Source organism: Streptomyces sp. NBC_00091 (genome assembly GCF_026343185.1).
Taxonomy (GTDB): Bacteria; Actinomycetota; Actinomycetes; order Streptomycetales; family Streptomycetaceae; genus Streptomyces.
Genome location: NZ_JAPEMA010000001.1, coordinates 3,346,661 through 3,373,277 on the forward strand (window position 1 = coordinate 3,346,661; position 26,617 = coordinate 3,373,277).

Genomic DNA, 26,617 nt, shown 5'->3' on the forward strand with positions numbered 1-26,617 from the left:
AGACCCATTGAAGCCGGGGGCCCTTGGGTGTCACACCTGCTATCGGCGCCGCCTCGGCTCGCGCTCGGAGTCCGCCTTGTCGAGCGCGGCGTCGTACTTCGCCAGTGGCTTCGCCTGCGCCGGGTCGGCCAGGACCGCGGCGTCGGCGACGCCCGCCCACTCCAGGATCTTGGCAGTTGCCAGAGTCCTGTCGGATTCCGTCAGATCTGGCACGAGGATGTCGTGGTTGGCGCCGGGGCCGGTGAGGACGTAGGAGTCGCGCGAGCCCTTGCCGGGACGGAACTTCTCGGCAGCCCACGGGTCGTTCTGGCCGTAGATGAAGAGCATGTGGTCGGCATGCCGACGGATCCAGCCGTCCATGTCACGCATCACCCCGGGCTTGAACGTCATCGGGATGTCCCGCGGAACCTGTTCCCGCATGGTCGGGTAGCTGTACCGGTTCAGGCCCGCGAGGTGCGGGCTCTGGATGGTGGGCCAGCCCAACTCGGTGCCCGCCTGGTAGTAGTACGGGATGTAGAACAGGTGATCCTGGTCGGTGTAGTACAACCAACCCGAGACCAGGTCGATGATGTCGAACAGTTCCTGGTCGGAGGCGGTGGCCGCGACCGGGATCTCGCTGAGGCAGTTTGCCTCGTGGTCGTACTGCCAGAAGACCCAGGCGAAGTCCCTGACCACAGCCTCGAAGCCGCGGTCAAGGCCGCCGAGGACGTCGTAGCTGTAGCCGTTGGTGTCGGCCCACTGCTGCAACAGCCTCTCCAGCGGCTCTCGGCGGATCAGAGCCTCGCGCTCGATGGCGTTCAGCCGGTCGCGGCACTCCTGTGTGCCTACCGTCGCGAAGAACCGGTCATACGCCGAGTCGTCGTCGTTCACCGCATCGTTGGATGCGGAGTACGCGACCACACCGTCCATGTCGTGCGGGTAGAAGCGCTCGTAGTAGGTGGCGACCATGCCGCTCTTCGAATTGCCCGTGGAGATCCACTTCTTGCCGTAGATCTTCTTCAGCGCCTGGTGGATCCGATGGTGGTCGCTTGCGCCCTGCCAGATACCTGCCTTGGTCCAGTCGACCGGATCGGGGCTTGACGGAGTGAAGAAGCGGTATTCCACGGTGACCTGGTTGCCATCGACGATCTGGGTCGGCTCCTGGCGTTCGGGCGCCGGTTCCTCGCCTTCGGGCATAAGGCCGTAACCACGCGTGTAGAACACCGTCGGACTGCTGGTGTCCTTGTGTAGCACGCTGAGCCGCTGCTGGAAGGTGCCCTTGGAGGGATCCCGGTGGTCCACCGGCTGCGTGTAGCTGAGGACGAAGAAGCGATAGCCGGGAGCCGGCTTCTCCTCGATGAGGCTCATCCCCGGGATCGCGAGGAGGCGGTCCTTGATATCGGCGGTGGGGGGCCTTTCGGCGGCGGCGGTCGTCGCTCCTGGTGTCGCTCCGGCCGCGCCCGCCGTGCCGATCAGCACGACGAGGGTAAGCAGCCATCTGAGGGTCCTGCGCATTCACGCTCCTCCGAGGTTCACAGCAGTCGCCCTGAACGTATTGGGCGAACACGCGTGCACTCGGAACCCACAACGCCGTCGGCAGAAGATCCACCCTGTTGCACCCCTGCGGACCTCACCTCGGCAATCCTCTGCCGCAGGCCCGGGGCGGAGGCGGCTTGGCGAGATGCCCGCTCGCGCTCGCACGCCGGCGCGGTGGGGGCGCCGGGCGGCGATTCCGTTTCCGGGAAACGATCACTGGCCGACTGGGAAGCGATCTTCAGCGTCCTGTGGTGGTGCAGGTCAGCAGCACTCGTGAACAGCCCACAGACGACAGTTCGCGAGTAGCTCTCGTGGACGTCACGAAATCCCGTCCGGTCGAAAGACCGGGCGGGATTTCGGCGTTCCGGGGTGTGCTCGAGGTGATGTCCGAACGCGGGCGGAGCCTCGGGTGGTTGCCCAGTGTCATCAGGGTCCTCCAACGATCCGCGCGAAGACGTGGTGCTGATCAGCCGCACTGCCAGGTGAACATGGCTCGGTCAAAGCGGCGCTCGGCCAGGTCCTGTGGGCGGATGAGCCAGTACAGGACGCCGGCATCGCCCCACATCATGTCGGCGGCATCGTCACTGTCGAACTGAGCGAGCAGCACCCAATTGCCGATCTCCTTGTCGAGAGCCGGGTCGCCCCACGACACATCTCCATCCGTGACCGCTTCCGCGACCTCGATCTCCACCGGGTTCTGTATCGAGTGGGCATGACCGCCGATCTGGTGGCCCGCCTCGTCGCCGAACTCCCACACCGCGTCGAGGAAGTCCTGCCCGCACACCGGATGGTCGTACCGGTTGCCCAACGGAGCCCCGGGGGCAAAGGCGTCACGCACCTGCGGATGCCAGGGCTCGGTCGCGGTCATACCCGGCCGGGCGGCCAGTGGAACCCTGGGATAGGGCTTGAGGCCGGCGGGCGCGTCACGCTCACCACACGTCTCGTCGGCGGTTGTGTAGAGGACGCGCGCTCCTGCCCGGCTTTCGCGATCCTCGGCCAGTACGAGAGCCTCGCCGTCATCCAGCTGACCATCGAAGTAGAAGAAGGAGAGAGTTCCCTCGGCCGGGAGCGTGATGTCCACCGCGCCCGCGGGCAGCATGGCGCAGTCCACCGAGGCAATGAACGAAAGCGGCCCATGGCCTTCCCAAGACGGCCACTCCACTTCTGCCGGCAGCTTCGGCAACCCACCGATCTGGCCCACGGCGATGTCTGAGGCCGCGGCTGTCTCCAAGCGGACAGCCGGACGGAGCAGGCCGACCCAGCGCGCTGCGACATCGGAGGGCAAGTGTTGGTGGGCGAGGGCGCTCAGGGCTTCGGGGGATCCGTACGTCATGCGCTCGATCATGCCCCGCCCCACTGACAGCCGGTGACGCATCGTGCCGGCCGTCCGTGCGCGGCCCTTGTTTACCTTACGGGTCGACCCGTATGGTAAATGTCATGAGCTCCTCTCCGCCCTCCAGGGGGCGTCCCAGGGATCCCCGGTCGCATGAGGCGATCGTCGGCGCGGCCGCAGAGCTGGTGGTCGAGGTCGGCTACGCCGCGACGTCGATCGGGGCGGTGGCCGCGCGGGCCGGTGTCGGCAAGGACACGATCTACCGGCGGTGGCCGGGCAAGCCGGAGTTGGTCTTCGAGGCCGTCTTCACGACCACCGACGATGCTCCGCCCCCGGACACCGGAACGCTGGCCGGGGATCTGACCGTGCTGGTGCAAGGCCTGGTCGACGAGTTCCACGCGCCCGCCGCAGCGGCGGCGCTTCCGGGGCTGCTCGCCGACTTCGCCGCCGATCCGGAACTGAAGGCGCGCATCCGCGGCGACTTCCTGGCCCCGTCGAAGGAACGGCTGCTGGTCGTCTTCGAACGCGCCGTGCTGCGCGGGGAGATCGCGGCAGAAACACCCGTGGACCTGGTCCTGGACACGCTGGCAGGAGCCGTGTTCTTCCACATCGGGCTGATCGGGGAACACCCTCACCCGCAGCTGGCCGCACTGCTGGCCGCTGTCGTGGCCAAAGGAATCGAGGTCCGATGAACGGCTGGCTTCTCGCGGCGGGGATCACCGCGCTCGGCGTCGCCGCAGTGCACATCGCCGGCGGGCACCGCGATGTGGTGCGCCCGCTGCTCTCCAGCGGGCTCGCGGACGAACCCAAGCGGGTCCTGCACGCCGTGTGGCACATGGTGAGCGTCGACCTGGTGCTCTCCGGAGTCGCTCTCGCCTGCCTCTCGCTGACGGACGGTACGCCGGGGACAGGTCTCGTGGCGTGGTTCGTGGCCGGGCACTTCATCGCGTACGCGGCAGCCTTCCTGGTCGTCACGCTGTCCGTCGGCTGGCCCAGGCCACTGCTCCGGCTGCCGCAGTGGATCCTGCTCCTGCCGGTCGCGGCACTGGCAGCGGCGGGCGCCGCGTAGCCGCAGCCCCGGACCCGTCGGCCAAGCCATGGACGGGCCGTCGACACAATGGGCGGATGACGAATCAGGACGGTGCGACGGCGCAGGCGTGGCAAGCCCTTGGAGGGGCGGCCGAGTTGGCGGAGCGGGTGGGCTACCGGGGGCCGAGCGGGCTGGAGGGTCCCCTGCCGGTACGGGAGTTGGCGCGGGCCTGCGTCGGGGTGTGCGGGCTGGCGGCGGCCGAGCTGGCCGCCGTACGGGCCGGGGGCACCGCGCTGGACGCGGCTCCGGTCGCGGTGGACGAGGGGGCCGTGGCCACGGCGTTCGTCAGTGAGCGGCACCTGCGGGTGGAGGGCAGGGCGCCGGTGAGCTTCGCTCCGCTGTCGGGGTTCTGGCGGGCCGCCGACGGGTGGGTGCGCACTCACGCCAACTATCCGCACCACGAGGCGGCCCTGGTGCGCGCGCTCGGCGTGCCCGGGACCCCGGAGGCGGTACGGGAGGCGCTCGCCGGGCGGGGCGCGGTCCAGGCGCAGGAACTCGTCTACGCGCAGGGCGGTCTGGCCGTCGCCGTCGCGGAGGGGTACGGGGAGCCGCAGCCGCTGGTGGAGCGCGTACGGACGCCAGGGCGCGGCCGGGTGCTGGGGCCGGGCGCGCTGCCCGCGGCCGGGGTGCGGGTACTGGACCTGACCCGGGTCATCGCCGGGCCGGTCGCGACCAGGACGCTGGGGGTGATGGGCGCCGACGTGCTGCGGATCGACTCCCCGCGGCTGCCCGAGGCGGACGACGCGTACGCGGACACCGGCTTCGGGAAGCGGTCCGCGCTGCTGGACCTCGCGGACGCGGGGGACCGGGGCGTGCTGGAGGGGCTGCTCGAGGGCGCCGACGTGGTGGTGACGGGCTACCGGCCGGGGGCGCTGGAGCGGTTCGGGCTGGGCGCGGACGAGCTGCTGGAACGGTGGCCGGGGCTGGTGGTGGCGGAGCTGTGCGCGTGGGGGTGGCGCGGGCCGTGGGCGGGGCGGCGGGGCTTCGACTCACTGGTGCAGGCGGGGTACGGGATCGCCGCGCGGTGTGCGGGGGAGGGGGGCGTCCCGGGGGCGCTGCCGGCGCAGGCGCTGGACCACGGGACGGGTTACCTGGTGGCTGCGGGTGTGCTGAGGGCGCTGGCGGAGGGCGGCGGCTGCGGCCTGCGGTTCTCCCTGGCCGGGACGGCGTCGTGGCTGGTGCGGGAGGTCCCGGGGGCGGGGGCGGGAGTGCCGGGGTACTCGGCGGAGCCCTGGCTGCGGGAGGCGGCCTCGGGGTACGGGGCGCTGCGGTACGCGGCCGGCCCGCTCGGGGACTGGGGGCGGGGGCCGTCCCGGTGGGGCACGGACGAAGCCGCCTGGCTGCGCCGGTGACCCCCCGGGGCGGGGTGCGTGCTCCCCGCCCCGCCCGCCGGGGCCGGGCAGCGCGGGGGCGCGGGGCGCGTCAGGAGGAGGGGGCGGGCAGGGGCTTCGTCATGCAGCGGCTGGACTCGTAGAAGCGGTAGTAGCCGAACTTCTCGGACAGGGCGTAGCCCGACGAGAGGTAGAGGGCGATGGCCTCCGGCTGCTGGTCGCCGGTTTCGAGGACCATGCGGCGGCGGCCCGCCGCGTGGGCGTCGGCCTCCAGCTCCGCCAGGATGCGGCGGGCCAGGCCCAGGCCGCGGGCCTGCGGGACGACGTACATCCGCTTGATCTCGGCGTCGCCGTCCGAGTAGCCCTCCTCGTTCTTCTCCTGGCCGCGCCAGCCGCCGCTGGCCACCGGGGTGCCGGAGGCGTCGTAGGCGACCAGGTAGAGGCCGCTCGGCGGGACGAACATCGCGGGGTCGAGGAAGGTGGCGTCGCCCTCGCCGTCGTAGCGCTGCTGGTATTCGACCTGGACCTGGGCGTCGAGCCGCAGCGCGTCCGGGTGGTCGTACGGCACGGCGCGGAGGTTTATACCGTGAGACATTCGAATATCGTACGGACGCATCCCGCTATGGTGCAGGGATGCTCACTGTGACCTCCGTGAATGTGAATGGGATCCGCGCCGCCGCCAAGAAGGGGTTCGTGGAGTGGCTCGCCGGATCCGATGCCGACGTCGTCTGCCTGCAGGAGGTGCGGGCCGAGGAGGGGCAGATTCCGGCCGAGGCCAGGGAGCCCGAGGGCTGGCACACCGTGTTCGCGCCGGCCGCCGCCAAGGGGCGGGCCGGGGTCGCGCTGTACACGCGGCGGGCGCCCGAGCGGGTGCAGGTGGGCTTCGGGAGTGACGAGTTCGACACGAGCGGGCGTTACATCGAGATCGACCTGCCCGGGGTCACGGTCGCCAGCCTGTACCTGCCCTCCGGGGAGGCCGGCACCGAGAAGCAGGACGAGAAGTACCGGTTCATGGGGGAGTTCCTCACCTACCTCCAGGCGCTGAAGGCGCGGGCCGCCGCCGACGGGCGGGAGGTCGTGGTGTGCGGTGACTGGAACATCTGCCACCAGGAGGCCGACCTCAAGAACTGGAAGACCAACCGCAAGAACGCGGGCTTCCTGCCCGAGGAGCGGGAGTGGCTGGGGAAGGTGTACGCGGACGCCGGTTACGTCGACGTCGTGCGCGCGCTGCACCCGGAGACGGAGGGCCCGTACTCCTGGTGGTCCTACCGGGGCCGGGCCTTCGACAACGACGCCGGCTGGCGCATCGACCTCCAGGTCACGACCCCGGGGCTGGCCGCCAAGGCCGTGAAGGCCTTCGTCGAGCGCGCCGAGACGCACCCGGAGCGCTGGTCGGACCACGCGCCGGTGACCGTCGTCTACGAGCTGGGTGCTTGAGGGGGCGAAGGGGTGGGAGAGGTCGGAGGGGCCGGAGGGGTTCGGGGGGCCTGAGCGGTCTGAGGGAGCTGCTGGTGCAGGCGGTCCATCGCCATCGTCAGCTCCGCCTCGACCACGCTCTTGGCCAGCGGCCGCAGGCGCGCGATCGCGTCCGGCCCGATGTGGGCGGAGATCAGCTCGGTGAACAGGGCCGCCAGCGCGTCCGCGTGCTCGCGGACCCGGCGGCCCGTCTCCAGCACCGCCGAGAGCGGTACGCCCTCGCGGACCAGGGCCGAGGAGACGTCGAGCAGGCGCCGGCTGACGTGCACGAGCTCCTCGCCGTCGGTGGCGACGTAGCCGAGGTCGAGCGAGGCCGCCAGGTTCTCCGGGGTGACCTCGCCCTCGAAGTAGTCGGCCAGGTCCTCGGGCGAGAGCCGGACCGGGGTCTCCTCCGACCAGCCGATGCCCAGCAGCTCGCCGAGCTGGCCCATGTCGCGGCCCTTCTCGAAGGCGGCGGTCAGCTCGGCGATGCCGCCGAGGGTGTGGCCGCGTTCCAGCAGGGCGGCGATCGTGCGCAGCCGGGCCAGGTGCCGGTCGTCGTACCAGGCGATCCGGCCCTCGCGGCGGGGCGGCGGGAGCAGCTTGCGCTCGCGGTAGAAGCGCAGGGTGCGCACCGGGATGCCGGCCGCCTCGGCCAGTTCCTCCGTCCGGTACTCGCGCTCCACGGCGGGCTCCGCCTCTCTGGTCACCGGTGTCTCCACACGCGCAGCCTAGGGGGTGTCTTGTGGGACGTACCCGCAGTAACTTTCCGGGCGCGACCCCTACCCATGGGTACGGAGCTGCTCTACCCTCCCGATTGTGCCAGTGATTGCTGGCAACGTTGCGGTTCGGATTGCGGTGCGGAAGGCGGCGGGCATGGGCGGCACGGTTCAGCGCGAGCACGTACGGGTGGCGGTGATCGGGTCCGGCTTCGGCGGGCTCGGGGCGGCCGTGCGGCTGCGGCGCGAGGGGATCACGGACTTCGTCGTCCTCGAGCGGGCCGACTCCGTCGGCGGCACCTGGCGCGACAACAGCTATCCCGGGTGCGCCTGCGACGTGCCCTCGCACCTGTACTCGTTCTCCTTCGCACCCAATCCCGACTGGCCGCGGACCTTCTCCGGGCAGCCGGCCATCCGCGCGTACCTGGAGCACGTGGCCGACACCTTCGGGCTGCGCCGGCACATCCGGCTCGGCCACGAGGTCCTGATGACGCGCTGGGACGCGGAAGAGCTGCGCTGGGAGATCGAGACCTCGGCGGGCGGGCTGACCGCCGACGTCGTGGTGTCGGCGACCGGACCGCTGTCCGACCCGAAGATGCCCGAGATCCCCGGGCTCGCGCAGTTCCCCGGCAAGGTCTTCCACTCCGCGCGCTGGGACCACGACTACGACCTGCGCGGCAAGCGCGTCGCCATGATCGGTACGGGTGCCTCCGCGATCCAGATCGTGCCCGCCATCGCCCCCGAGGCGGAACGGCTCACGCTGTTCCAGCGCACCCCGCCCTGGGTCCTGCCGCGCTCCGACCGGGCCATAAGCGCCGTCGAACGCTGGCTGCACCGGCAGCTGCCCTTCACCCAGGCGGCCCGGCGCGGGCTGCTGTGGGGGATCCGCGAGCTCCAGGTCAGCGCCTTCTGCAAGCGGCCGAACCAGCTCGGGCTGATCGAATCGCTGGCCAAGGCCAATATGGCGCGCTCGATCAAGGACCCGGCGCTGCGGGCCAGGCTGACGCCCTCGTACCGGATCGGCTGCAAGCGGATCCTGCTCTCCAGCGAGTACTACCCGGCGCTGGCCCGGCCCGACGTGGACCTGGTCGACTCCGGGCTCAAGGAGATCAGGGGCTCGGTCCTCGTCGCCGCCGACGGGACCGAGACCGAGGTGGACGCGATCATCTTCGGCACCGGCTTCCACGTCACGGACATGCCGATCGCCGACCGGGTGGTGGGCGCCGACGGACAGACCCTCGCGGACGCCTGGAAGGACGGGATGCAGGCGCTGCGCGGGGCGACCGCGGCCGGCTTCCCGAACTGGATGACGATCATCGGCCCGAACACCGGCCTCGGGAACAGCTCGATGATCCTGATGATCGAGTCCCAGCTGAACTACATGGCGGACTACCTGCGCCAGCTCACCCTCCTCGACGGCAGCAGCCTGGGCGGGCGCACCGCCCTCGCGGCCCGGCCCTCCGCCGTGAACCAGTGGAACCGGCAGGTCCAGGCACGGATGGAGCGGACCGTGTGGAACACCGGCGGCTGCACCAGCTGGTACCTGGATTCCCAGGGCCGCAACACCACGGTCTGGCCGGGGACGACCGGGGAGTTCCGCCGCGAGACCCGCACGGTCGACCTGTCCGAGTACGAGGTCGTACGGGTGCGCGAGCGCGGCCGCGTCCCGGCCGCCGCCGCCGCAGCCGCCGCAGCCGCCGCAGCCGCCCCGGTCGCCGCGGCCGTCCCCGCCGCCCCGGCCGAGGGTGCGGCATGAGCCGGCCGGCGCACGTCACCGCCGGCCGGTACGCGCCCCCGGCCGCCGGCCGCGAACTGCTCGCCGTCTCCGCCGACGGGGCCCGGCTGCACGTGGAGGTGCACGGACCCGAAGGGGCCCCGGCGGTGGTGCTCTCCCACGGCTGGACCTGCTCCACCGCCTTCTGGGCGGCGCAGATACGGGACCTGGCGCGCGACCACCGGGTCATCGCCTACGACCAGCGCGGCCACGGCCGCAGCCCGGCGGCCGCCGCCTACAGCACCACCGCCCTCGCCGACGACCTGGCCGCCGTGCTGGGGGCCGCCCTCGCCCCCGGCGAGCGGGCCATCATCGCCGGGCACTCCATGGGCGGCATGACCGTCATGGCCGCCGCCGGCCGCCCCGAGTTCGCCGAGCACGCCGCGGCCGCCCTGTTGTGCAGCACCGGCAGCTCGCGGCTGGTCGCGGAGGCGACCGTGCTGCCACTGCGCCCCGGGCGCGCGAGGACCCGTACGACACGTGCCGTGCTCGGCGCCCGCGCCCCGCTCGGGCCCGTCACCCCCGTCACCCGCGCGGTGCTCAAGTACGCCACCATGGGCCCCGGCTCCGCGCCGGACCGGGTGGAGGCCTGCGCCCGTATCGTGCACGCCTGCCCCACCGGGGTGCGCCACGCCTGGTCCCAGGTGCTGGCCGGGCTGGACCTGGACGCCGAACTGGCCCGGCTGACCGTGCCCACCGCCGTCATCGCGGGCAAGGACGACCGGCTCACCCCGGTCGTGCACGCCCGGTGGCTCGCGGCCGCCCTGCCGAACTGCGTGGGCCTGACCGAACTCACCGGCATGGGCCACATGACTCCCGTCGAGGCGCCCGAGGCCGTCACCAACGCCGTGCGCGAGCTGACGGACCGGTACCTGACCGCCAAGACGACCGAGGACGAGAAGGAGAAGACCGCATGAGCGCTCGCAGGAGTCTGGAAGGCCAGGTCGCCGTCGTCACCGGCGCCGCCCGCGGGGTCGGCGAACTCCTCGCCCGCAAGCTGTCCGCGCGCGGGGCCAAGATCGCCCTGGTGGGCCTGGAGCCGGAGGCGCTCAAGGAGGTCTCCGAGCGGCTGCACACCGACAGCGACCACTGGCACGCCGACGTCACCGACCACGAGGCGATGGCCCGGGTCGCGCAGGAGGTCAAGCAGCGGTTCGGAAAAGTCGACATAGTCGTCGCCAACGCGGGCGTCGCCGCCGGCGGGCCCTTCGGGGACTCCGACCCCGTGGCCTGGCGGCGCGTCATCGAGGTCAACCTGATCGGCGGGGCCGTCACCGCCCGCGCCTTCCTGCCGGTGCTAATGGAAAGTCGCGGCTACTTCCTACAGATCGCCTCGCTCGCCGCGATCACCCCGGCGCCGATGATGACGGCGTACTGCGCCTCCAAGGCCGGCGTCGAGGCCTTCGCCCACAGCCTGCGCGCCGAGGTCGGCTACAAGGGCGTCAAGGTGGGCGTCGGCTACCTCTCCTGGACCGACACCGACATGGTGCGCGGCGCCGACCAGGACGAGGTGATGCGCGAGCTGCGCCGGCGGCTGCCGTGGCCCGCGAACCGCACCTACCCGCTGGGCCCGGCCGTCGACCGGATCGTCGCCGGGATCGAACGGCGCTCGGCGCACGTGTACGCCCAGTGGTGGCTGCGCGGCATGCAGGGCGTGCGCGGCTACCTGCCCGCGGCGATCGCGGCATCCGGACAGCGCGAGATGAGGCGGTTCGAACCGCGGCTCGCCGCCGTCTCCAAGGGACTCGTGGGGGCGGGCGGGGCGGCCGACGAACAGGAGCGCTCCCGGCGGAGCTGATCGAAATGCGTGCTTTGTCGCCCCGTGTCAGTCTGGTCGAGGCCCAACCACCGACACCCCGCATGGAGTGAAAAGCATGGGTATCAAGGACCAGTTCCAGGACAAGGCGAACGAGATCAAGGACCGGGCAGAGAAGGCCAAGCAGGGCGCGAAGGACGAGATGGCCGAGCGCACCGCCAAGGCGAAGCAGAAGAAGGACTCGAGGCCGACGTCGCTCGACGACATCAAGGACGAACTCGACGACCGGACCTGACGCAGACGGACGCACGCAGCGCCGAGGGGCGCGATCCGCTGGATGCATCCAGCGGATCGCGCCCCTTCCGCATGCCCCCTACTCCCCCCGCGGGGGGAGCGCTGGACGCCGGCGGTCCGGTACGTCCGTGTAGCCGGGCGGCACGGCGGCCGGGTCCTGCTCCAGCAGCTCCAGCGCCAGGTGCACGGCGTCGTCCAGCTGCGCGTGCCGCCCCTCCGCCCAGTCGAGCGGGGTGCGCAGGATCGCGAGGTCCGGCTCCACGCCGTGGTTCTCCACCGACCAGCCGTACTCCGGGAACCAGGCGGCGTTCATCGGCACCGTGATCACCGTCCCGTCGCCCAGGGTGTGCCGGCCGGTCATCCCGACCACCCCGCCCCAGGTGCGCTGGCCCACCACCGGGCCCAGGCCCAGCAGTTTGAACGCGGCGGTGATCATGTCCCCGTCGGAGGAGGTCGCCTCGTCGGCCAGCGCCACGATCGGGCCCCGGGGCGCGTTCGACGCGTACGAGACCGGCTGCGCGTTGCGCGTCAGGTCCCAGCCGAGGATCGAACGGGTGAGCTTCTCCACCACCAGTTCGCTGATGTGCCCGCCCGCGTTGCCGCGTACGTCCACGATCAGCGCGGGCCGGGACATCTCCATGCGCAGATCGCGGTTGAACTGCGCCCAGCCCGAGCCGCCCATGTCGGGGATGTGCAGGTAGCCGCAGCGGCCGCCACTGACCTCCCGGACCACGGCGCGGCGCTTGGACACCCAGTCCTGGTAGCGCAGCGGACGTTCGTCGATCAGCGGGACGACCGCGACCCGCCGGGCCCGGCCCTCGCCCTCGGCGGGCTGGAAGGTGAGCTCGACGGTGGTGCCGCCGGCCGCCGAGAGCAGCGGGTAGGGGCCGGCCACCGGGTCCACCGGCCGGCCGTCGACGTGGGTGAGGACCGCGCCCTCGCGGATGCCGGTGCCCGCGAGCGGGGAGCGGGCCTTGGAGTCGGAGGACTCACCGGGCAGGATCCGTTTGACGACCCACCCCTCCTCCCGGTGCACGAGGTTGGCGCCGAGCAGCCCGATGGCCCGCTGGTAGTGGGGCGGTCCCTCGTTGCGGCGCGCGGGGGAGACGTACGCGTGCGAGGTGCCGAGTTCGCCGAGCACCTCGCGCAGCAGGTCGGCGAACTCGTCGGGGGAGGCCACCCGTTCGACCAGGGGGCGGTACTGGCGCAGCACGCCGGCCCAGTCGATGCCGCACATCTTCGGCTCCCAGAAGTACGCCTGGATGAGCCGTCCGGCCTCCTCGAAGGCCTGGCGCCACTCGGCCGCCGGGTCCGCCTCGTGCAGGATGCGCCGCAGGTCGAGGTAGACGGTGGAGTCCCCGTCGCCCGACTCGGTCGCCGGGACGGCGCGCAGGTCGCCGTCGTCGTTGACGACGAGGCGGGTGCCGTCGCCGCTGACCGCGAACCAGTCCAGCCCGGAGGCCAGTTCGGTCTTGCGGGCCTTGGTCATGTCGAAGTGCTCCAGCGTGGGCTTGCCGCTGGTGTCGGCCGGGTTGGCGAAGGTCTCGCCGAGCGCGCCCGAGATGGGCCAGCGCAGCCAGACCAGTCCGCCGCCGTGTACGGGGGAGAGGGCCGAGTACTTCGACGCCGAGACGGGGAAGGGGGTGACCCGGCTCTCCAGGCCCTCCACCTCCACGGTCACCGTGCCGTCGCCCTCGCCGGACTCCCCTTCCACCGGGTCGAGTCCGCCCGCGGCGGGGCGGCCGTCGGGGGAGAAGGCGAAGGGGGAGGGGGTGGCCGAGGAGAGCGGCACCAGGTACGGGCGGCAGCCCAGCGGGAAGGACAGGTCGCCGGTGTGGACGTCGTACACCGGGTCGAAACCGCGCCAGGACAGAAACGCGAGGTAACGGCCGTCCCGCGTGAAAACCGGGTTTTCATCCTCGAACCGGCCGTTGGTGACGTCGACGATGACGCGTGCGCCGGGCCCGGAGATCCGGGCCATCTTGATCTGCCGCAGCGAGCGCCCGATGCCCGGGTGCGACCAGGTCAGCCAGTAGCCGTCGGGGGAGAAGGCGAGGTCGGTGACGGGCCCGTTGATGGACCGGATGAGTTCGGTGACCTCCCCGTTGGACTCCTCCGTCGCGTCGAGCAGCAGCAGCCGCCCGTCGTTGGAGGCGATGGCGAGCCGCTCCCCGGCGGGGTCGGCCAGCAGTTCCGTCACCCGGCCCAGGTCGCCCGAGGCGAGCCGGCGCGGTTCGCGGTCCCCGGAGGCGCGGGGGAGGTAGGCGATCTCGATCGCGTCCTCGCCCTCGGCGTCGGTGACGTAGGCGACCTGGCCGCCGCTGCCGAGCATCTCGGGCAGCCGGACCCGTACGCCCGGGGTGTCCGCGATGGTGCGGGCCGGGCCGTCGCGGTGGGTGAGCCAGTACAGGCTGCCGCGTACGACGACGGCGCTGGCCCGCCCGGTGGTGTCCACGGACAGCGAGTCGACATTGCTGGCGGCGGGCACCTGGTACGTACGCCGCCCCGCGCGCGGGCCGCCGAGGCGGACCGGGAGCTTGCGCGGGGAGGCGCCCTCGGCGAGGGAGTCCACGAGCCAGATGTCGCCGGCGCACTGGTAGACCACGCGGGAGCCGTCGCTGGAGGCGTGCCGGGCGTAGAACTCGCCGTGGTCGGTGTGGCGGCGCAGGCCGGTGCCGTCGGGCAGGCAGGAGTAGAGGTTGCCGATGCCCTCGTGGTCGGAGAGGAAGGCGATCCGCCCGTCCACGAACATCGGCGATTCGAGGTGGCCCTCGATGTCCTCCAGCAGCCGCCGTCCGTGCAGCCAGAGCCGGCCGGTGGCGCCGCCCCGGTACCGCTTCCAGGCGGCGGGTTCGTGCGGGGGCTTGCCGGTCAGCAGCAGGCTGCGGTGCTCGCCGTCGGCGTCGGCGACCTGGAGGTCGGAGACCGGGCCCCAGGGCAGGCGGCCGCCGGGGCTGCCGTCGGTGGGCAGTTTGTAGGCCCAGGAGTAGTACGAGAAGGGCTGTCCGTGCGAGGACACGGCCAGGATGTTGCCGTCCGGGTCCCAGCCGCAGACCCGGGTGTCGGTGGAGCCCCAGTAGCTGAGCCGGCGGGCGGGGCCGCCGTCCACGGGGGCGAGGTGGATCTCGGGGTCGAGACTGCGCCAGGTGGTGAAGGCGATGTGCCGTCCGTCCGGGGAGAAGCGCGGGTGGCCGACCCGGGTGCGGTCGACGGTGATCCGCCAGGCCCGGCCCGGAGTCTGGCCCTCGGGGACCAGGGGGGCGACCCAGAGGTCGTCCTCGGTGGCGAAACACAGCAGGTCGTCGTGCAGGTGCGGGAAGCGGAGGTACGCGACGTCGTGACTCACCCCACAATGCTTTCCGCGCCAGGGGGGCCCGGCAACTCGTACAGGTGAGCCAGGAGTGACCCACACCACTGTCCCAGCGAAACGGAACGGTTTCGTTTCGTTAGTCGTGGGGGTAGTCTCTGAGGAGTACGAAACCGTTTCGTTCGGAGGTGGTCGTGATCAAAGGAAGCTGCCGGGTGACCGACGTCATGTCGGCTCGGCGCAGCCGGATCACCCCCGAGCGGGAGGCCGAACTCCATGGGGCGGTCCTCGACCTCCTGCGGGAGGTCGGCTACGAGGCGCTGACCATGGACGCGGTCGCCGCCCGTACGAAGTCCAGCAAGGCCACCCTCTACCGCCAGTGGGGGAGCAAGCCGGAGCTGGTCGCCAAGGCCCTGCGATGTACCCAGCCGGTCTCCCTCCGGGAGATCGACACGGGCACCCTGCGCGGCGACTTCGCACGGATGGTCGAGTGCTCGGACGACGCGCAGATGGCCAAGGACACCGCCCTGATGCGGGGCCTGGCCCATGCCGTCCACGAGAGCCCGGAGCTGCACCGGGCGCTGCGCGACCTGCTGGTCGACCCGGAGATCAACGGTCTCCAGGCGATGCTCCGGCGCGGCGTGGAGCGGGGCGAGATCCGGCCGGACTGCCCGGCGCTGGACTTCGTACCGCACATGCTCATCGGGGCCTTCATCGCACTCCCGCTGATCGAGGACCGGTCCGTCGACCGGGCCTTCCTCGGCGAGTTCATCGACGCCGTCGTCTTCCCCGCCCTCGGCGTCTGAGGTCCGTCTCCCCAGAAGTTCCGTCTCCCCAGAACAGAACGCCCTTCCTGCTGCTCCTGACACGCCGCTCTCGTCGTCGGGCCGGCTTTCCACGCCCTGATCCGTCCCGGATCCATCCCACGACCTGAAACGGGAGAACCACGACGTGGCCACCTTCCTCTACCGGCTCGGACGCGGTGCCTTCAGGCGCCGCGGCCTGGTCGCCCTCGTATGGGTGGCGCTGCTCGTCGCCGCGGGCTTCGGCGCCGCGACGGCCTCCGCGCCCACCTCCGGATCGTTCTCGATACCCGGCACGGAGGCCCAGAAGGCCTTCGACCTGCTGGACAAGAAGTTCCCGGGCATGTCCGCCGACGGCGCCACAGCCCGCATCGTCGTCAAGGCCCCGGCCGGCGCCAAGGTCACCGACCCGGGCACCAAGACCGAGGTCGAGAAGCTCATCTCCGGCCTGAAGAACGGCGCGGGCGCCGAGCAGGTCGCCACCGTCGACGACCCGTACCAGACGCAGGCGGTGAGCCAGGACGGCTCCACCACCTACATCAGCGTCAAGTACAAGGTCAGCGGCATGGAGCTGAAGGACGACACCCGCGAGGCGCTCAAGGACTCCGGGCACGACGCCCAGAAGGCCGGCCTCCAGGTGGAGATCGGCGGCGACGCGCTGATGGAGGCCCCCGAGACGGGCTCCGGCGAGGCCATCGGCATCCTGATCGCCGGGATCGTCCTCGTCATCACCTTCGGCTCGCTGATCGCCGCCGGGCTGCCGCTGCTGACCGCGCTGATCGGCGTCGGCATCGGCGTCTCCTCGATCACCGCGCTCGCCAACGTGCTGGACCTCGGCACCACCACCTCCACCCTCGCGATGATGATCGGCCTGGCGGTCGGCATCGACTACGCGCTCTTCATCGTCTCCCGCTACCGCGTGGAGCTCGCCGAGGGCCGTGAGCGCGACGAGGCCGCCGGCCGGGCCGCCGGAACCGCCGGCTCCGCCGTGGTCTTCGCCGGTCTGACCGTGGTCATCGCCCTGGTGGGCCTGGCCGTCGTCAACATCCCGATGCTGACCAAGATGGGTGTCGCGGCCGCCGGAACGGTGGTCATCGCGGTGCTCGTCGCCCTGACGCTGGTCCCGGCGATCCTGGGCTTCGCGGGCAAGAAGGTGCTGCCCGCGGGCGAGAAGAGCCGGCTGTTCGGCAAGGGCCGCCCGGCCGGCGCCGAGCCCAAGGCCAACGGCGGCACCCGCTGGGCCCGCTTCGTCCTGCGCCGCCCCGTCATGGTGCTGCTCGCGGGCGTGATCGGCCTCGGCGTCATCGCGATCCCGGCGAGCAAGCTGGAGATGGGCCTGCCGGACGACGGCGCCAAGCCGGTCTCCACCAGCCAGCGCAAGGCGTACGACATGCTGTCCGAGGGCTTCGGCCCCGGCTTCAACGGTCCGCTGATGGTGGTCGTCGACGGTGACAAGGCGCTGGCCGACCGCACCGCCGACCGGATCAAGGGCCTGGAAGGGGTGGCGGCCGTGATGCCCCCGCTCCAGAACGAGGCCAAGGACGCCGCGATCGTCAGCGTGATCCCGAAGGACCGGCCGTCCTCCGTCGAGACCGAGGACCTGGTCCACTCGATCCGCGAGGGCAACGGCAAGGACGTGTTCGTCAGCGGCCAGACCGCGATGAACATCGACTTCTCGCAGAAGATGAACGACGCGCTGCTGCCCTACCTGGCGCTCGTCGTCGGCCTCGCCTTCCTGCTGCTGATGCTGGTCTTCCGCTCGGTCCTGGTCCCGCTCAAGGCGGCCCTCGGCTTCCTGCTGTCGGTCGTCGCCGCCCTCGGCGCGGTCGTCGCGGTCTTCCAGTGGGGCTGGCTCGGCTCGCTCTTCGGGGTGGAGCAGACCGGACCGATCATGTCGATGATGCCGATCTTCATGGTGGGCGTGGTCTTCGGCCTGGCCATGGACTACGAGGTCTTCCTGGTCACCCGCATGCGGGAGGCGTACGTCCACGGCGAGCGCCCGGGCCAGGCCGTGGTGACCGGCTTCCAGTACAGCGCCCGCGTGGTCGTGGCCGCGGCCGTCATCATGATCGCCGTCTTCTCCGGCTTCATGGGCGCCAGTGATTCGATGGTCAAGATGATCGGCTTCGGTCTGGCCGTCGCCGTCCTCTTCGACGCCTTCGTGGTCCGCATGGCCATCGTCCCGGCGGTGCTGGCACTGCTCGGCCACAAGGCCTGGTGGCTGCCGGGCTGGCTGGACCGGCTGCTGCCGAACGTGGACGTGGAGGGCGAGAGCCTGCGCAAGCACCTCGGTGAGGCCGGGACGTCCCCGGAGGACCCCGACAAGCAGCGCGAGCTGGTCAACGCCTGACCTGACCCGACCTGACCCGACCCCGCCGCACGCGCGGTGGGACCCGGCCCCGCATCTGGAACCCCAGGTGCGGGGCCGGGTGCGTTCCGCTACGCCTTCCGGGTGGTGGCGGTGGCGGTGGCGTACGTACGGCGCAGGAAGCGGCGCAGCGCGGCGATGTCGAACTGGACGACGGCGACACCCTCGGGGGAGTGGAACTCGACCACCGCCTGAACGCGGCCGCAGGGCCAGACGCGTACGTCCCCGCTCCCGGAGGGGGCCAGCAGGCCGGCCTCCAGGAGGGCGAGGGGGAAGACCCACTCGTTGTCGGTGCCCTCGGGGGACAGCCCGGCGGGGAAGACGATGCGTACGGCCAGCGGCTCGTCGGGGGTGAAGCGCAGGGCCACCGGAATGGCCCGGTAGAGGGGGTCGTCGGTGATCACGCGGGCGCGCACCCGCTCCTCGACGGCGGTGGCGGTGGCGGTCGCAGTGGTGCCGCCGGCGGCGCGTGCGGTCGCTGGTGGATTCTCGGCGGTGGCTGACATCGACAAGACTCCTCAAAATCGGAACATTTACGTCCGTTTGTCCGTCCAGCCTCGCACATTCCGACGAGAGCGCACGGATCTATTTGTGACCCAGATGCTCTTGCCAACCATTTGCAACTGGGCACTACTCTTAAACGGCTAAAGACTCGTACGAGAAAGAGGAAGCGGAGCTTCTCCATGCATGTGCCCGACGGATTCATCAACACACCCGTCTCGGTGGCCGCAGGAGTAGCGGCCGCCGCCGCTGTCGCGGTCAGCCTGCGCGGAGCCCGCCGCGAGCTCGACGAGCGCACCGCCCCGCTGGCCGGGCTCGTCGCCGCCTTCATCTTCGCCGTGCAGATGCTGAACTTCCCCGTCGCCGCCGGCACCAGCGGCCACCTCCTCGGAGGGGCCCTCGCCGCCATACTCGTCGGCCCGTACACCGGCGTGCTGTGCGTCTCCGTCGTCCTGCTGATGCAGGGCATCCTTTTCGCCGACGGCGGCCTGACCGCGCTCGGCGTCAACGTCCTGAACATGGCCGTGGTGACCGTGGTCGTCGCCTACGCCGTCTTCCGCGGGCTCCTGCGGCTGCTGCCCGCCGGCCGGCGCTCGGTCACCGTCGCCGCCTTCGCCGGCGCCCTGCTCTCGGTACCCGCCGCAGCCGCCGCCTTCACCGCCCTCTACGCCCTCGGCGGCACCACCGACGTGTCGATCGGCAAGGTGGTCACCGCCATGGTCGGCGTCCACGTGCTCATCGGCATCGGCGAGGCCGCCATCACCGCCGCGACCGTCGGCGCCGTGATCGCCGTACGGCCCGACCTGGTGCACGGCGCACGCCGGCTGGCCGCCCCGCTGAAGCTGCGCGTCGGCGGCGAGCTGGTCGACGCCCCGGCGCCCGTGGCCGCCCCCGTGCCCGCCGCTGCCCGTTCCACCCGGAAGGTGTGGCTGACCGGCCTGGTCACCGCCCTCGTACTGGCCGGCTTCGTCTCCTTCTACGCCTCCGCCAGCCCCGACGGCCTGGAGAAGGTCGCCGCCGACAAGGGCATCGACGCCAAGGCCGAGGAGCACGCCGCCGCCGACTCCCCGCTCGCCGACTACGGAGTCAAGGACGTCGCCGACGCCCGCCTGTCCGGCGGCCTCGCGGGCGTCATCGGCGTCGGCGCGACCGTCGCCGTCGGCACCGGCGTCTTCTGGGCCGTGCGCCGCCGCCGCGCCCAGGACCTGACCGCCGCCTCCACGGCCGCTCCGTCGGCCGGCTGACATGGGAGCCGGGCACGCGCACAAGCTCTACCGGCACGGGCACTCGCCCGTGCACGAGCTACCGCCGCACTGCAAGATCGCCGCGACGTTCGCGTTCGTGGTCGTCGTCGTGTCCACACCGCGCGAGGCGATGTGGGCCTTCGGCGGGTACGCGGTCCTCGTCGCCGCCGTCGCGGCGGCGGCCCGGATCCCCGCCGGCTTCCTGCTGCGGCGGCTGCTGATCGAGGTTCCGTTCGTCCTCTTCGCCGTGCTCATGCCCTTCGTGGCCCAGGGCGAACGGGTGGACGTACTCGGCATGTCGCTGAGCGTCTCGGGCCTGTGGGGTGCCTGGAACGTCCTGGCCAAGGGCACCCTCGGCGTGGCCGCCTCCGTGCTGCTCGCCTCCACCACCGAACTGCGCGCCCTGCTGCTGGGCCTCCAGCGGCTCAAGCTCCCGCCGCTGCTGGTGCAGATCGCCTCGTTCATGATCCGGTACGGCGACGTCATCACCGACGAGCTGCGCCGCATGTCCATCGCCCGCCGCTCGCGCGGGTTCGAGGCACGCGGGATCCGGCACTGGGGGGTGCTCGCCAAGACGGCCGGCGCCCTCTTCATCCGCTCCTACGAGCGCGGCGAGCGGGTCTACCTCGCGATGGTCAGCCGCGGCTACGCCGGCTCCATGCCGGTGATCGACGACGTTACGGCCACCCGCGCCCAGTGGGCGTACTCGGCCGTGTTCCCGGTGACGGCGCTCGCCGTCTGTCTGATGGGTTGGACGCTGTGACGTCTCCTTCCGCTTCCCCTTCCGCTTCCGCCGCCGCCTGCGCGCCCTCACTGGAGGTGCGCGGGGTCGCCTACGCCTATCCGGACGGGCACCAGGCCCTCTTCGGGGTGGACCTCACCGTCGGGCAGGGGGAGCGGGTGGCCCTGCTCGGCCCCAACGGCGCGGGCAAGACCACCCTCGTGCTGCACCTCAACGGCATCCTGGGCGGCGGGGTCGGCTCGGTGGCCGTGGCCGGGCTGCCGGTGGAGAAGCGGAACCTCGCCGAGATCCGGCGCCGGGTCGGCATCGTCTTCCAGGACCCCGACGACCAGCTGTTCATGCCGACCGTGCGGGAGGACGTGGCCTTCGGACCGGCGGCGGCGGGCCTGCGGGGCGCGGAACTGGAGGAGCGGGTCCGGGAGGCCCTCGAGCTGGTCGGCATGGCCGGCTTCGCCGACCGGCCGCCGCACCACCTGTCCTTCGGCCAGCGCCGCCGGGTGGCGGTGGCGACCGTACTGGCGATGCGGCCGGAGATCCTCGTGCTGGACGAGCCCTCCTCCAACCTGGACCCGGCCTCGCGGCGCGAGCTGGCCGACATCCTGCGCTCGCTGGACGTGACCGTGCTGATGGTGACCCACGACCTGCCGTACGCGCTGGAGCTCTGCCCGCGCTCGGTGATCCTGAGCGAGGGGGTCATCGCCGCCGACGGGCGCACGCGAGAGCTGCTCTGCGACGAGGTGCTGATGCGCGAGCACCGGCTGGAGCTGCCGTTCGGCTTCGACCCGCGCTCGCCCGTCGTGACGCGCCCCTCCTGACGCGCCCCTCCTGACGCGCTCGTCGTGACGCGCCTCTCGCGCTGATCGGCGCCGGCCCTGCGGCGGGGGACCCGGGAAGCAGGGCCGGCCGGCGGGCGTTGCATCCTGTCGTAGGCGCCGTCGGGGCGTCGCGGCAGGGCGCTGGGAGTCAGACGTGGATGTCCACGGGACGGTGGCGGAGGGCTTCGAGCCGGTCCGCGAAGCTTTCGTACGCAATTTCGAGGTCCTCGGGGACCGGGGCGCGGCCGTGGCCGTGTACCGGGACGGCCGCAAGGTCGTCGACCTGTGGGCCGGTACGAAGGACGCGGACGGCGAGCGTTCGGAACCCTGGGCCGAAGACACCGCGACGCTGGTGCGCTCCGCCACCAAGGGCGTGGCCGCGGCCGTCCCGCTCCTGCTGCACCAGCGCGGACTGCTGGACCTGGACGCGCCGGTGGGCTCGTACTGGCCGGAGTTCAAGGCGGGCGGCAAGGAGAAGACCCTGGTCCGCCACCTCCTCGCCCACCAGGCCGGCGTCCCCGCCCTGGACCGCGGCCTCACCATGGCGCAGGCCGCCGACGGGGTGAGCGGGGCGCGCGCCGTCGCCGCGCAGCAGGCCTTCTGGGCACCGGGCACCGCGCACGGCTACCACGCGCAGACCTTCAGCTGGCTGGTGTCCGAGCTGGTGCTGCGGGCGACGGGCCGCACGGTCGGCGGGATCCTGGCGGAGGAGATGGCCGAGCCGCTGGGGCTGGACTTCTGGATCGGCCTGCCGGAGGGCGAGGCGCACCGGGTGGGCCGGGTGGCTCCGGTCGAGCCGCCGCCGGGCGCGGGACTGCTGAAGACCCGGCCGAGGAGAAACGTTTCGGAGGCGTACGCCGACCCGGAGTCCCTCACCCGCCGCGCCTTCGCGGCCATCGACCCCCTGCCGGACGAGAACGACCCCGTCTACCAGGCGGCCGAGCTGCCCGGTTCGGCCGGGATCGGCACGGCGCGCGCTCTGGCCCGCTTCTACGCGGCGACCATCGGCGTGGTGGAGGACGGGGCGCGGATCTTCACCCCGGCCACCACCGCGCTGGCCGGCACGGAGTTCGCGTCCGGGCCCGACCGGGTGCTGGTCGTCGGCACCCGCTTCGGCCCGGGCTACATGCTGCACGGGCCGGCGTCACCGCTGCTGTCGCCGGCCTCCTTCGGCCACCCGGGGCGCGGCGGCTCCCTCGCCTTCGCGGACCCGGAGGCGGGCATCGGCTTCGGCTACGTCACCAACGCCCACGCCAAGTCGGTCACCGCCGACCCGCGCGCGCAGGCCCTCGTACGGGCGCTGCGGTCCGCCCTCTGACGCGGGGGCCCGGCGCGCGGCCCGGCGCCGCGGTCAGGCGGGCTCGCGTACGTCGGCCAGTGCGGCCGCGGCGTGCCCGATCAGCTCCTGCGGGGCCATGGGGAACACCGTGTGCGGGGTGCCGGCCGCCGCCCAGACCACCGCGTGCTCCAGGAGCGACCGGTCGGCCAGTACCCGGGTGCGGGTGCGGTGGCCGAACGGCGGGATGCCGCCGATGGCGTAGCCGGTGGTCTCGCGGACGAGCGCGGCATCGGCGCGGGTGACTTTCCGGGCGCCGAGTTGACGCCGTACCGCTTCGACGTCGACCCGCGAGGCCCCGTCCATCAGAACCAGCACCGGGACGCCGTCCGCCGCGAAGACCAGCGACTTCACGATCTGGCTGAGTGCGCAGCCGATCGCGGCCGCGGCGTCGGCGGCCGTGCGGGTCCCTTCGGGGAAGGTGCGGACGTCGAGGTCGAGGCCCAGCTCGGTGAGGGCCTGGGCGAAGAGGGGGTGTGGTGCGGTGCTCGGGCTCGTCATACCGGGACGCTAACGCCGTGCGGCAGCGGGGGCGAGGCGTTTTCCCCCGCCCCGCCCCGCCCCGCCCGCCCCCCGCGCCGCCCCGTTAGGCCCCGCCCCGCCGGGCCTGCCCCGGGCCCCCGTCGCGCTAATGCGAACCGTGGGTCAGGAGGCGTTAAGCACCGCGGCCACGATGGGGCCCGCCGTGTCGCCGCCGTGGCCGCCGCCCTCAACCGTCGCGGCCGCCGCCACGTCGCCGCTGAAGCCCGTGAACCAGCTGTCCGGGGCCGCCGCGTTGTCGACCTCCGCCGAGCCGGTCTTCGCGCCCTTGTCGGAGCCGCCGACCGAGGACATGGCGCCGGCCGCGGTGCCGTTGCCGGTGGCCGCCTGCTTCATCATCCGGACCAGCTGCGACGACACCCCCGGCGCCAGCGAGCGCGGGGCCGTGGCCAGGGTGCGGCCGTCCAGGGAGGCCTTGACGAGCACCGGCTGGCGGAACACCCCGGTCCGGGCGGTCGCCGTGATCGAGGCGACGTTCAGCGGGTTCATCTGGATCGCGCCCTGGCCGATGTACTCGGCGGCCGCCGCCGGCCCGGAGGTCACCGGGACACTGCCGTCCTGCGAAGGGATGCCGGTCTTCCAGTCCAGCCCGATCCCGAAGGCCTCCTTGGCCACCCTCGGCAGCGCGCCGTTGTCCTTGACGTCGTCGATCAGGCTGATGAAGGCGGTGTTGCAGGACCTGGCGAAGCTGGTCGAGAAGGGCTGCCCCTGGAGCGTGAAGTTGTTCAGGTTGTGGAAGACCTTGCCCTCCCACGAGGCGGTCGCCGGGCAGTCCGCCGGGCGGTCCGCCGCCACCAGCCCCTTCTCCAGCAGCATCGCCGCCGTCACGATCTTCATCGTCGAGCCGGGCGCCCGCCGGCCCTGCATCGCCGCGTTGAAGCCGTCCCTGCGGTGGTTGGCCACCGCCAGGATGTCGCCGGTGCTCGGCTGGACCGCGACGACCGAGGCCTCGGCGTGCCCGGCCACCGCCTTCTCCGCCGCCGCCTGCACATCGGCGTCCAGCACCGTCTCGATCTGCCCGGGCTTGCCCTCCACCAGCGTCAGCAGGCTCCGCCTGGGCGCGTCCTGGGCGGCGGGTTCGATCCACAGCTCGGCGCCGGGGGTGCCGCCGGTCTTCTCCCCGTAGGTCTTGCGCAGCGAGTCCAGCACCGGCCGCAGCGACGGGTACTGCTCGGCGGTCAGCTCCTTGCCGTGCCGGTCGACCGCCTTGACCGGCGGGCTCGCCGGGGTGCCCGCGCGCAGCGTCTCGTCCCTCTGGAGCTCCGGGTGGATCACCGAGGGCTGCCAGTCGACGAGCGGCTTGCCGGCGCTGACGCCGCTGACGCCGCCGGCGCCGCGGACGACCGTCAGCCGGGAGTCGTAGGCGAGGGGCTTGGTCGTGCCCTGGTAGGTGATCTCGGCCTCGACCTTGAAGGGCACGGTGGCGCCGTCCGGGGTGCCGGGGGTGATGACCGCCTTGGACACCATCGCCTTGGCCTTGTAGCCGGCCACCGCGGCCTGCGCGGCCTGCGTGTTGTTCGTCAGCTCGGCGGCCGTGCGGTCGTCGCCTGCCGCCCACGCGGCGAGGAAGGCCTTCGCGGTGGCGGCGGCCTCCTTGTCGGTGATGGGCCCGCTCGTGTTCGCGGCGGGGGACGAGCTGGCGCCCGTACGGCCGCCCGCGTCACCGCCACCGCCGCTGCCCTCGTCCCCCACCAGGGTGTACACCCCGTACGCGGTACCGCCGACCATCGCGAGGAACACCCCGCCGACGATGGCACCCTTGGCCGCCCCGTTCATCCGCGTCCCCTCCCCAGGAGCCCAGTTCTCTGAACATGTTCAAAGAACTCTAGGTGCGGACCTTACGCTGTGCGACCGTTCAGATCCAAGTGTCAAGCCACATCCGGCCACGCCACGAGTCCATGGGCAGGGTCTGGCCGGTGTAGATCGGCCAGAAATAGATGAAGTTCCAGACGATCAGCAGGACGAGGACCCCCGCGCCGATCGCGCCCAGGGCGCGGCGGCGTTCCGTGGAGCCCGCCGGGCCCAGCAGGGCGCCGATCATCATGGCCACCGCCAGGCACAGGTACGGGACGAAGACCACCGCGTAGAAGTAGAAGATGGTCCGCTCCTGGTAGTTGAACCAGGGCAGCAGGCCGGCGCCCAGCGCGCACGCGATCGCGCCCGCCCGCCAGTCGCGGCGGAAGAGCCACCGCCACAGCACGTACAGCAGCGCGAAGCAGCCCGCCCACCACAGCAGCGGGGTGCCGAGGGCCAGTACCTCGCGGGCGCACTTGCCCGCCTCGCTCGCCGGGCAGCCGTCGGTGCCGGGCGCGGGGGACTCGTAGAAATAGGAGACGGGCCGGCCCAGGACCAGCCAGCTCCACGGGTTGGACTCGTAGGTGTGGCCGGAGGTCAGGCCCACGTGGAACTTGTAGACCTCCGTCTCGTAGTGCCACAGGCTGCGCAGCCACTCGGGGAGGAAGGAGAACGAGCTGTTCTGGTCGTTCTTGGCGGCCCAGTCGCGGAAGTAGCCGCCCTTGCCGTTGTCCGGGCTCAGGATCCAGCCCAGCCAGGAGGTCAGGTACACGGCGATCGCCACCGGCACCGTCGACAGGAAGGCGGGCAGCGCGTCCCGGCGCAGCATCGACGCGTACGGGGCGCCCGCGCCCGCGGTGCGGCGCGCGGCGGCGTCCCACAGCACGGTGAGGATCCCGAAGAAGGCCAGCACCACGAGCCCGTTCCACTTCGTGCCGAAGGCCAGGCCCAGGCAGACGCCGGCCAGGAGCCGGTACGGGCGCCAGCCGAGCCGCAGCGTCTCGGCGATGTGCACGTCGGGGTGGGCGCGGCCCTCCTCGTCCACCGGGAGGGCCGCCGCGAGCCGGGCCCGTGTCTTGTCCCGGTCGATGACCAGCGCCCCGAAGGCGGCCAGCACGAAGAACATCAGCACCAGGTCGAGCAGCGCGGTCCGGCTCATCACCAGGTGCAGTCCGTCGACCGCGAGCAGCGCGCCCGCCAGGCAGCCGAGGAAGGTGGAGCGCAGCAGGCGCCGGCCGATCCGGCACACCATCAGCACCGACAGGGTGCCGAGCACCGCCGTCATGAACCGCCAGCCGAAGGGGGTGAAGTCGAAGATCCACTCGCCGAGCCCGATCACCCATTTGCCGACCGGCGGGTGCACGACGTAGCCCGGGTCCGGGGGGAGCGGCACCCCGTCGGGATTCGACAGGATCAACTTGTCGACATCCTTGGGCCAGCTGGCCTCGTAGCCCTGCCGGATGGTGGCCCAGGCGTCCTTGGCGTAGTAGGTCTCGTCGAATATCACCGCCTTGGGGCTGCCCAGGTGCGTGAACCGCAGCACCCCCGCGACCAGCGTGATCAGCAGCGGCCCCGCCCAGGCCATCACCCGCTGCCAGGTCCGCCGGCTCGGCTCGGGGATCCCGAGCGCCGTCCAGAGCTGCGCGGACGGCCGCGCGTACGGGGGCACGAGGCGGGTGCGGACATCGGTCACCGGCGCGGCCGGCGCGTAGCCGAATCCGCGCAGGCGGCGCAGCCACACGGGCGGCTCGTAGTGGGAGTCGCGTCCGCCCGGCGGGACGGGCGGGGCCCCCGCGGGGCTGGGCGGCGGCGTCGCGGTACTGGTCACCGGGTCATCGTAGGGAACGCCCCTGTGCGAGCCCCAGTCCCCACGAGCCCCAATGATGCGAGCCCCGGTCCC

The 26,617-nt window shown here is 72.2% G+C and carries 23 protein-coding genes; 14 read left to right on the top strand and 9 right to left on the bottom strand.

Annotated features, from left to right (window positions below):
* Positions 1–39 precede the first annotated feature (39 nt).
* Together OOK34_RS15600 and OOK34_RS15605 are read right to left on the bottom strand one after the other, a co-directional pair.
* Positions 40–1,494: a S28 family serine protease gene (locus tag OOK34_RS15600; RefSeq protein WP_267034477.1), complete on the bottom strand. Its 1,455-nt coding sequence runs from the start codon at positions 1,492–1,494 to the stop codon at positions 40–42.
* A 487-nt stretch (positions 1,495–1,981) separates the two neighbouring features.
* On the bottom strand, positions 1,982–2,860 hold the full coding sequence (locus OOK34_RS15605) for a YwqG family protein (protein ID WP_267034478.1): 879 nt from the start codon (positions 2,858–2,860) through the stop codon (positions 1,982–1,984).
* Between the two features lie 92 nt (positions 2,861–2,952).
* On the opposite strand from OOK34_RS15605, the gene OOK34_RS15610 reads away from it, so the two are divergent.
* The 3 genes from OOK34_RS15610 to OOK34_RS15620 are packed head-to-tail and all read left to right on the top strand — an operon-like array spanning position 2,953 to position 5,290.
* Positions 2,953–3,540, top strand: a complete 588-nt coding sequence (locus tag OOK34_RS15610) for a TetR/AcrR family transcriptional regulator (protein WP_267034479.1) — start codon at positions 2,953–2,955, stop codon at positions 3,538–3,540.
* Entirely contained in the window at positions 3,537–3,917 is a 381-nt protein-coding gene (locus tag OOK34_RS15615) for a hypothetical protein (RefSeq protein ID WP_267034480.1), read from the top strand. The genes OOK34_RS15610 and OOK34_RS15615 overlap by 4 nt, the downstream gene beginning before the upstream one ends.
* 56 nt (positions 3,918–3,973) lie before the next feature.
* Positions 3,974–5,290, top strand: coding sequence for a CoA transferase (locus OOK34_RS15620; RefSeq protein WP_267034481.1), 1,317 nt, complete (start codon positions 3,974–3,976; stop codon positions 5,288–5,290).
* A gap of 70 nt (positions 5,291–5,360) precedes the next feature.
* On the opposite strand, the gene OOK34_RS15625 is transcribed toward OOK34_RS15620, so the two are convergent.
* On the bottom strand, positions 5,361–5,864 hold the full coding sequence (locus OOK34_RS15625; protein ID WP_267034482.1) for a GNAT family N-acetyltransferase: 504 nt from the start codon (positions 5,862–5,864) through the stop codon (positions 5,361–5,363).
* 38 nt (positions 5,865–5,902) lie between these two features.
* On the opposite strand from OOK34_RS15625, the gene OOK34_RS15630 reads away from it, so the two are divergent.
* A complete protein-coding gene (locus OOK34_RS15630) occupies positions 5,903–6,706 on the top strand; it encodes an exodeoxyribonuclease III (RefSeq protein ID WP_267034483.1) in 804 nt (267 codons plus the stop codon).
* Here the strand turns inward: OOK34_RS15630 and OOK34_RS15635 are convergent.
* Positions 6,688–7,434 carry a MerR family transcriptional regulator gene (locus OOK34_RS15635; protein ID WP_267034484.1) on the bottom strand — a complete coding sequence of 249 codons (747 nt, stop codon included), beginning with the start codon at positions 7,432–7,434 and terminating at the stop codon, positions 6,688–6,690. The genes OOK34_RS15630 and OOK34_RS15635 overlap by 19 nt on opposite strands.
* A 166-nt stretch (positions 7,435–7,600) precedes the next feature.
* Between OOK34_RS15635 and OOK34_RS15640 the strand changes: the two genes are divergently transcribed.
* The 4 genes from OOK34_RS15640 to OOK34_RS15655 all read left to right on the top strand — a co-directional run bounded on the left by OOK34_RS15640 (position 7,601) and on the right by OOK34_RS15655 (position 11,268).
* Positions 7,601–9,199, top strand: a complete 1,599-nt coding sequence (locus OOK34_RS15640; RefSeq protein WP_267034485.1) for an NAD(P)/FAD-dependent oxidoreductase — start codon at positions 7,601–7,603, stop codon at positions 9,197–9,199.
* Positions 9,196–10,134 carry an alpha/beta fold hydrolase gene (locus OOK34_RS15645; RefSeq protein ID WP_267034486.1) on the top strand — a complete coding sequence of 313 codons (939 nt, stop codon included), beginning with the start codon at positions 9,196–9,198 and terminating at the stop codon, positions 10,132–10,134. The genes OOK34_RS15640 and OOK34_RS15645 overlap by 4 nt, the downstream gene beginning before the upstream one ends.
* A complete protein-coding gene (locus OOK34_RS15650; RefSeq protein ID WP_267034487.1) occupies positions 10,131–11,015 on the top strand; it encodes an SDR family oxidoreductase in 885 nt (294 codons plus the stop codon). Before OOK34_RS15645 ends, OOK34_RS15650 begins: the two co-directional genes overlap by 4 nt.
* A 76-nt stretch (positions 11,016–11,091) precedes the next feature.
* Positions 11,092–11,268, top strand: coding sequence for a hypothetical protein (locus OOK34_RS15655; RefSeq protein WP_267034488.1), 177 nt, complete (start codon positions 11,092–11,094; stop codon positions 11,266–11,268).
* Positions 11,269–11,346: 78 nt separating this feature from the next.
* Here OOK34_RS15655 and OOK34_RS15660 read toward each other — a convergent pair whose 3' ends face one another.
* Complete coding sequence (locus OOK34_RS15660) at positions 11,347–14,613, bottom strand: S41 family peptidase (RefSeq protein WP_267034489.1); 3,267 nt, start codon at positions 14,611–14,613, stop codon at positions 11,347–11,349.
* Positions 14,614–14,801: 188 nt separating this feature from the next.
* Between OOK34_RS15660 and OOK34_RS15665 the strand changes: the two genes are divergently transcribed.
* Together OOK34_RS15665 and OOK34_RS15670 are read left to right on the top strand one after the other, a co-directional pair.
* On the top strand, positions 14,802–15,380 hold the full coding sequence (locus tag OOK34_RS15665) for a TetR/AcrR family transcriptional regulator (RefSeq protein WP_267036755.1): 579 nt from the start codon (positions 14,802–14,804) through the stop codon (positions 15,378–15,380).
* A gap of 145 nt (positions 15,381–15,525) precedes the next feature.
* Positions 15,526–17,727, top strand: a complete 2,202-nt coding sequence (locus tag OOK34_RS15670; protein ID WP_267034490.1) for an MMPL family transporter — start codon at positions 15,526–15,528, stop codon at positions 17,725–17,727.
* Between the two features lie 89 nt (positions 17,728–17,816).
* On the opposite strand, the gene OOK34_RS15675 is transcribed toward OOK34_RS15670, so the two are convergent.
* The gene (locus OOK34_RS15675; protein WP_267034491.1) at positions 17,817–18,251 is read right to left on the bottom strand and encodes an SsgA family sporulation/cell division regulator; all 435 of its coding nucleotides are present in this window, start codon (positions 18,249–18,251) and stop codon (positions 17,817–17,819) included.
* A 177-nt stretch (positions 18,252–18,428) separates the two neighbouring features.
* Here OOK34_RS15675 and OOK34_RS15680 point away from each other — a divergent pair, with 177 nt between their 5' ends.
* The 4 genes from OOK34_RS15680 (at position 18,429) to OOK34_RS15695 (ending at position 22,365) form a co-directional block, all read left to right on the top strand.
* A complete protein-coding gene (locus tag OOK34_RS15680; RefSeq protein WP_267034492.1) occupies positions 18,429–19,490 on the top strand; it encodes an energy-coupling factor ABC transporter permease in 1,062 nt (353 codons plus the stop codon).
* 1 nt (position 19,491) lies between these two features.
* Positions 19,492–20,253, top strand: coding sequence for a cobalt ECF transporter T component CbiQ (cbiQ, locus tag OOK34_RS15685; protein ID WP_267034493.1), 762 nt, complete (start codon positions 19,492–19,494; stop codon positions 20,251–20,253).
* Complete coding sequence (locus tag OOK34_RS15690) at positions 20,250–21,047, top strand: energy-coupling factor ABC transporter ATP-binding protein (RefSeq protein WP_267034494.1); 798 nt, start codon at positions 20,250–20,252, stop codon at positions 21,045–21,047. The genes cbiQ and OOK34_RS15690 overlap by 4 nt, the downstream gene beginning before the upstream one ends.
* A 154-nt stretch (positions 21,048–21,201) precedes the next feature.
* Positions 21,202–22,365, top strand: a complete 1,164-nt coding sequence (locus tag OOK34_RS15695) for a serine hydrolase domain-containing protein (protein ID WP_267034495.1) — start codon at positions 21,202–21,204, stop codon at positions 22,363–22,365.
* Between the two features lie 33 nt (positions 22,366–22,398).
* Here OOK34_RS15695 and OOK34_RS15700 read toward each other — a convergent pair whose 3' ends face one another.
* From OOK34_RS15700 to OOK34_RS15710, 3 genes are all read right to left on the bottom strand, one after another.
* On the bottom strand, positions 22,399–22,884 hold the full coding sequence (locus tag OOK34_RS15700; protein WP_267034496.1) for a YbaK/EbsC family protein: 486 nt from the start codon (positions 22,882–22,884) through the stop codon (positions 22,399–22,401).
* A 144-nt stretch (positions 22,885–23,028) separates the two neighbouring features.
* Positions 23,029–24,699 carry a penicillin-binding transpeptidase domain-containing protein gene (locus tag OOK34_RS15705; RefSeq protein WP_267034497.1) on the bottom strand — a complete coding sequence of 557 codons (1,671 nt, stop codon included), beginning with the start codon at positions 24,697–24,699 and terminating at the stop codon, positions 23,029–23,031.
* Positions 24,700–24,778: 79 nt separating this feature from the next.
* Positions 24,779–26,458, bottom strand: a complete 1,680-nt coding sequence (locus OOK34_RS15710; protein WP_267036756.1) for a dolichyl-phosphate-mannose--protein mannosyltransferase — start codon at positions 26,456–26,458, stop codon at positions 24,779–24,781.
* Positions 26,459–26,617: the final 159 nt, after the last annotated feature.

Bases quoted from the DNA above. Each gene is read 5' to 3' on its own strand.
- cbiQ (WP_267034493.1), top strand. From the start codon at position 19,492: ATGGGAGCCGGGCACGCGCACAAGCTCTACCGGCACGGGCACTCGCCC.
- OOK34_RS15605 (WP_267034478.1), bottom strand. From the start codon at position 2,860: ATGATCGAGCGCATGACGTACGGATCCCCCGAAGCCCTGAGCGCCCTC.
- OOK34_RS15625 (WP_267034482.1), bottom strand. From the start codon at position 5,864: ATGTCTCACGGTATAAACCTCCGCGCCGTGCCGTACGACCACCCGGAC.
- OOK34_RS15655 (WP_267034488.1), top strand. From the start codon at position 11,092: ATGGGTATCAAGGACCAGTTCCAGGACAAGGCGAACGAGATCAAGGAC.
- OOK34_RS15700 (WP_267034496.1), bottom strand. From the start codon at position 22,884: ATGACGAGCCCGAGCACCGCACCACACCCCCTCTTCGCCCAGGCCCTC.
- OOK34_RS15615 (WP_267034480.1), top strand. From the start codon at position 3,537: ATGAACGGCTGGCTTCTCGCGGCGGGGATCACCGCGCTCGGCGTCGCC.
- OOK34_RS15680 (WP_267034492.1), top strand. From the start codon at position 18,429: ATGCATGTGCCCGACGGATTCATCAACACACCCGTCTCGGTGGCCGCA.
- OOK34_RS15630 (WP_267034483.1), top strand. From the start codon at position 5,903: ATGCTCACTGTGACCTCCGTGAATGTGAATGGGATCCGCGCCGCCGCC.
- OOK34_RS15650 (WP_267034487.1), top strand. From the start codon at position 10,131: ATGAGCGCTCGCAGGAGTCTGGAAGGCCAGGTCGCCGTCGTCACCGGC.
- OOK34_RS15600 (WP_267034477.1), bottom strand. From the start codon at position 1,494: ATGCGCAGGACCCTCAGATGGCTGCTTACCCTCGTCGTGCTGATCGGC.
- OOK34_RS15640 (WP_267034485.1), top strand. From the start codon at position 7,601: ATGGGCGGCACGGTTCAGCGCGAGCACGTACGGGTGGCGGTGATCGGG.
- OOK34_RS15665 (WP_267036755.1), top strand. From the start codon at position 14,802: ATGTCGGCTCGGCGCAGCCGGATCACCCCCGAGCGGGAGGCCGAACTC.
- OOK34_RS15675 (WP_267034491.1), bottom strand. From the start codon at position 18,251: ATGTCAGCCACCGCCGAGAATCCACCAGCGACCGCACGCGCCGCCGGC.
- OOK34_RS15705 (WP_267034497.1), bottom strand. From the start codon at position 24,699: ATGAACGGGGCGGCCAAGGGTGCCATCGTCGGCGGGGTGTTCCTCGCG.
- OOK34_RS15610 (WP_267034479.1), top strand. From the start codon at position 2,953: ATGAGCTCCTCTCCGCCCTCCAGGGGGCGTCCCAGGGATCCCCGGTCG.
- OOK34_RS15620 (WP_267034481.1), top strand. From the start codon at position 3,974: ATGACGAATCAGGACGGTGCGACGGCGCAGGCGTGGCAAGCCCTTGGA.
- OOK34_RS15645 (WP_267034486.1), top strand. From the start codon at position 9,196: ATGAGCCGGCCGGCGCACGTCACCGCCGGCCGGTACGCGCCCCCGGCC.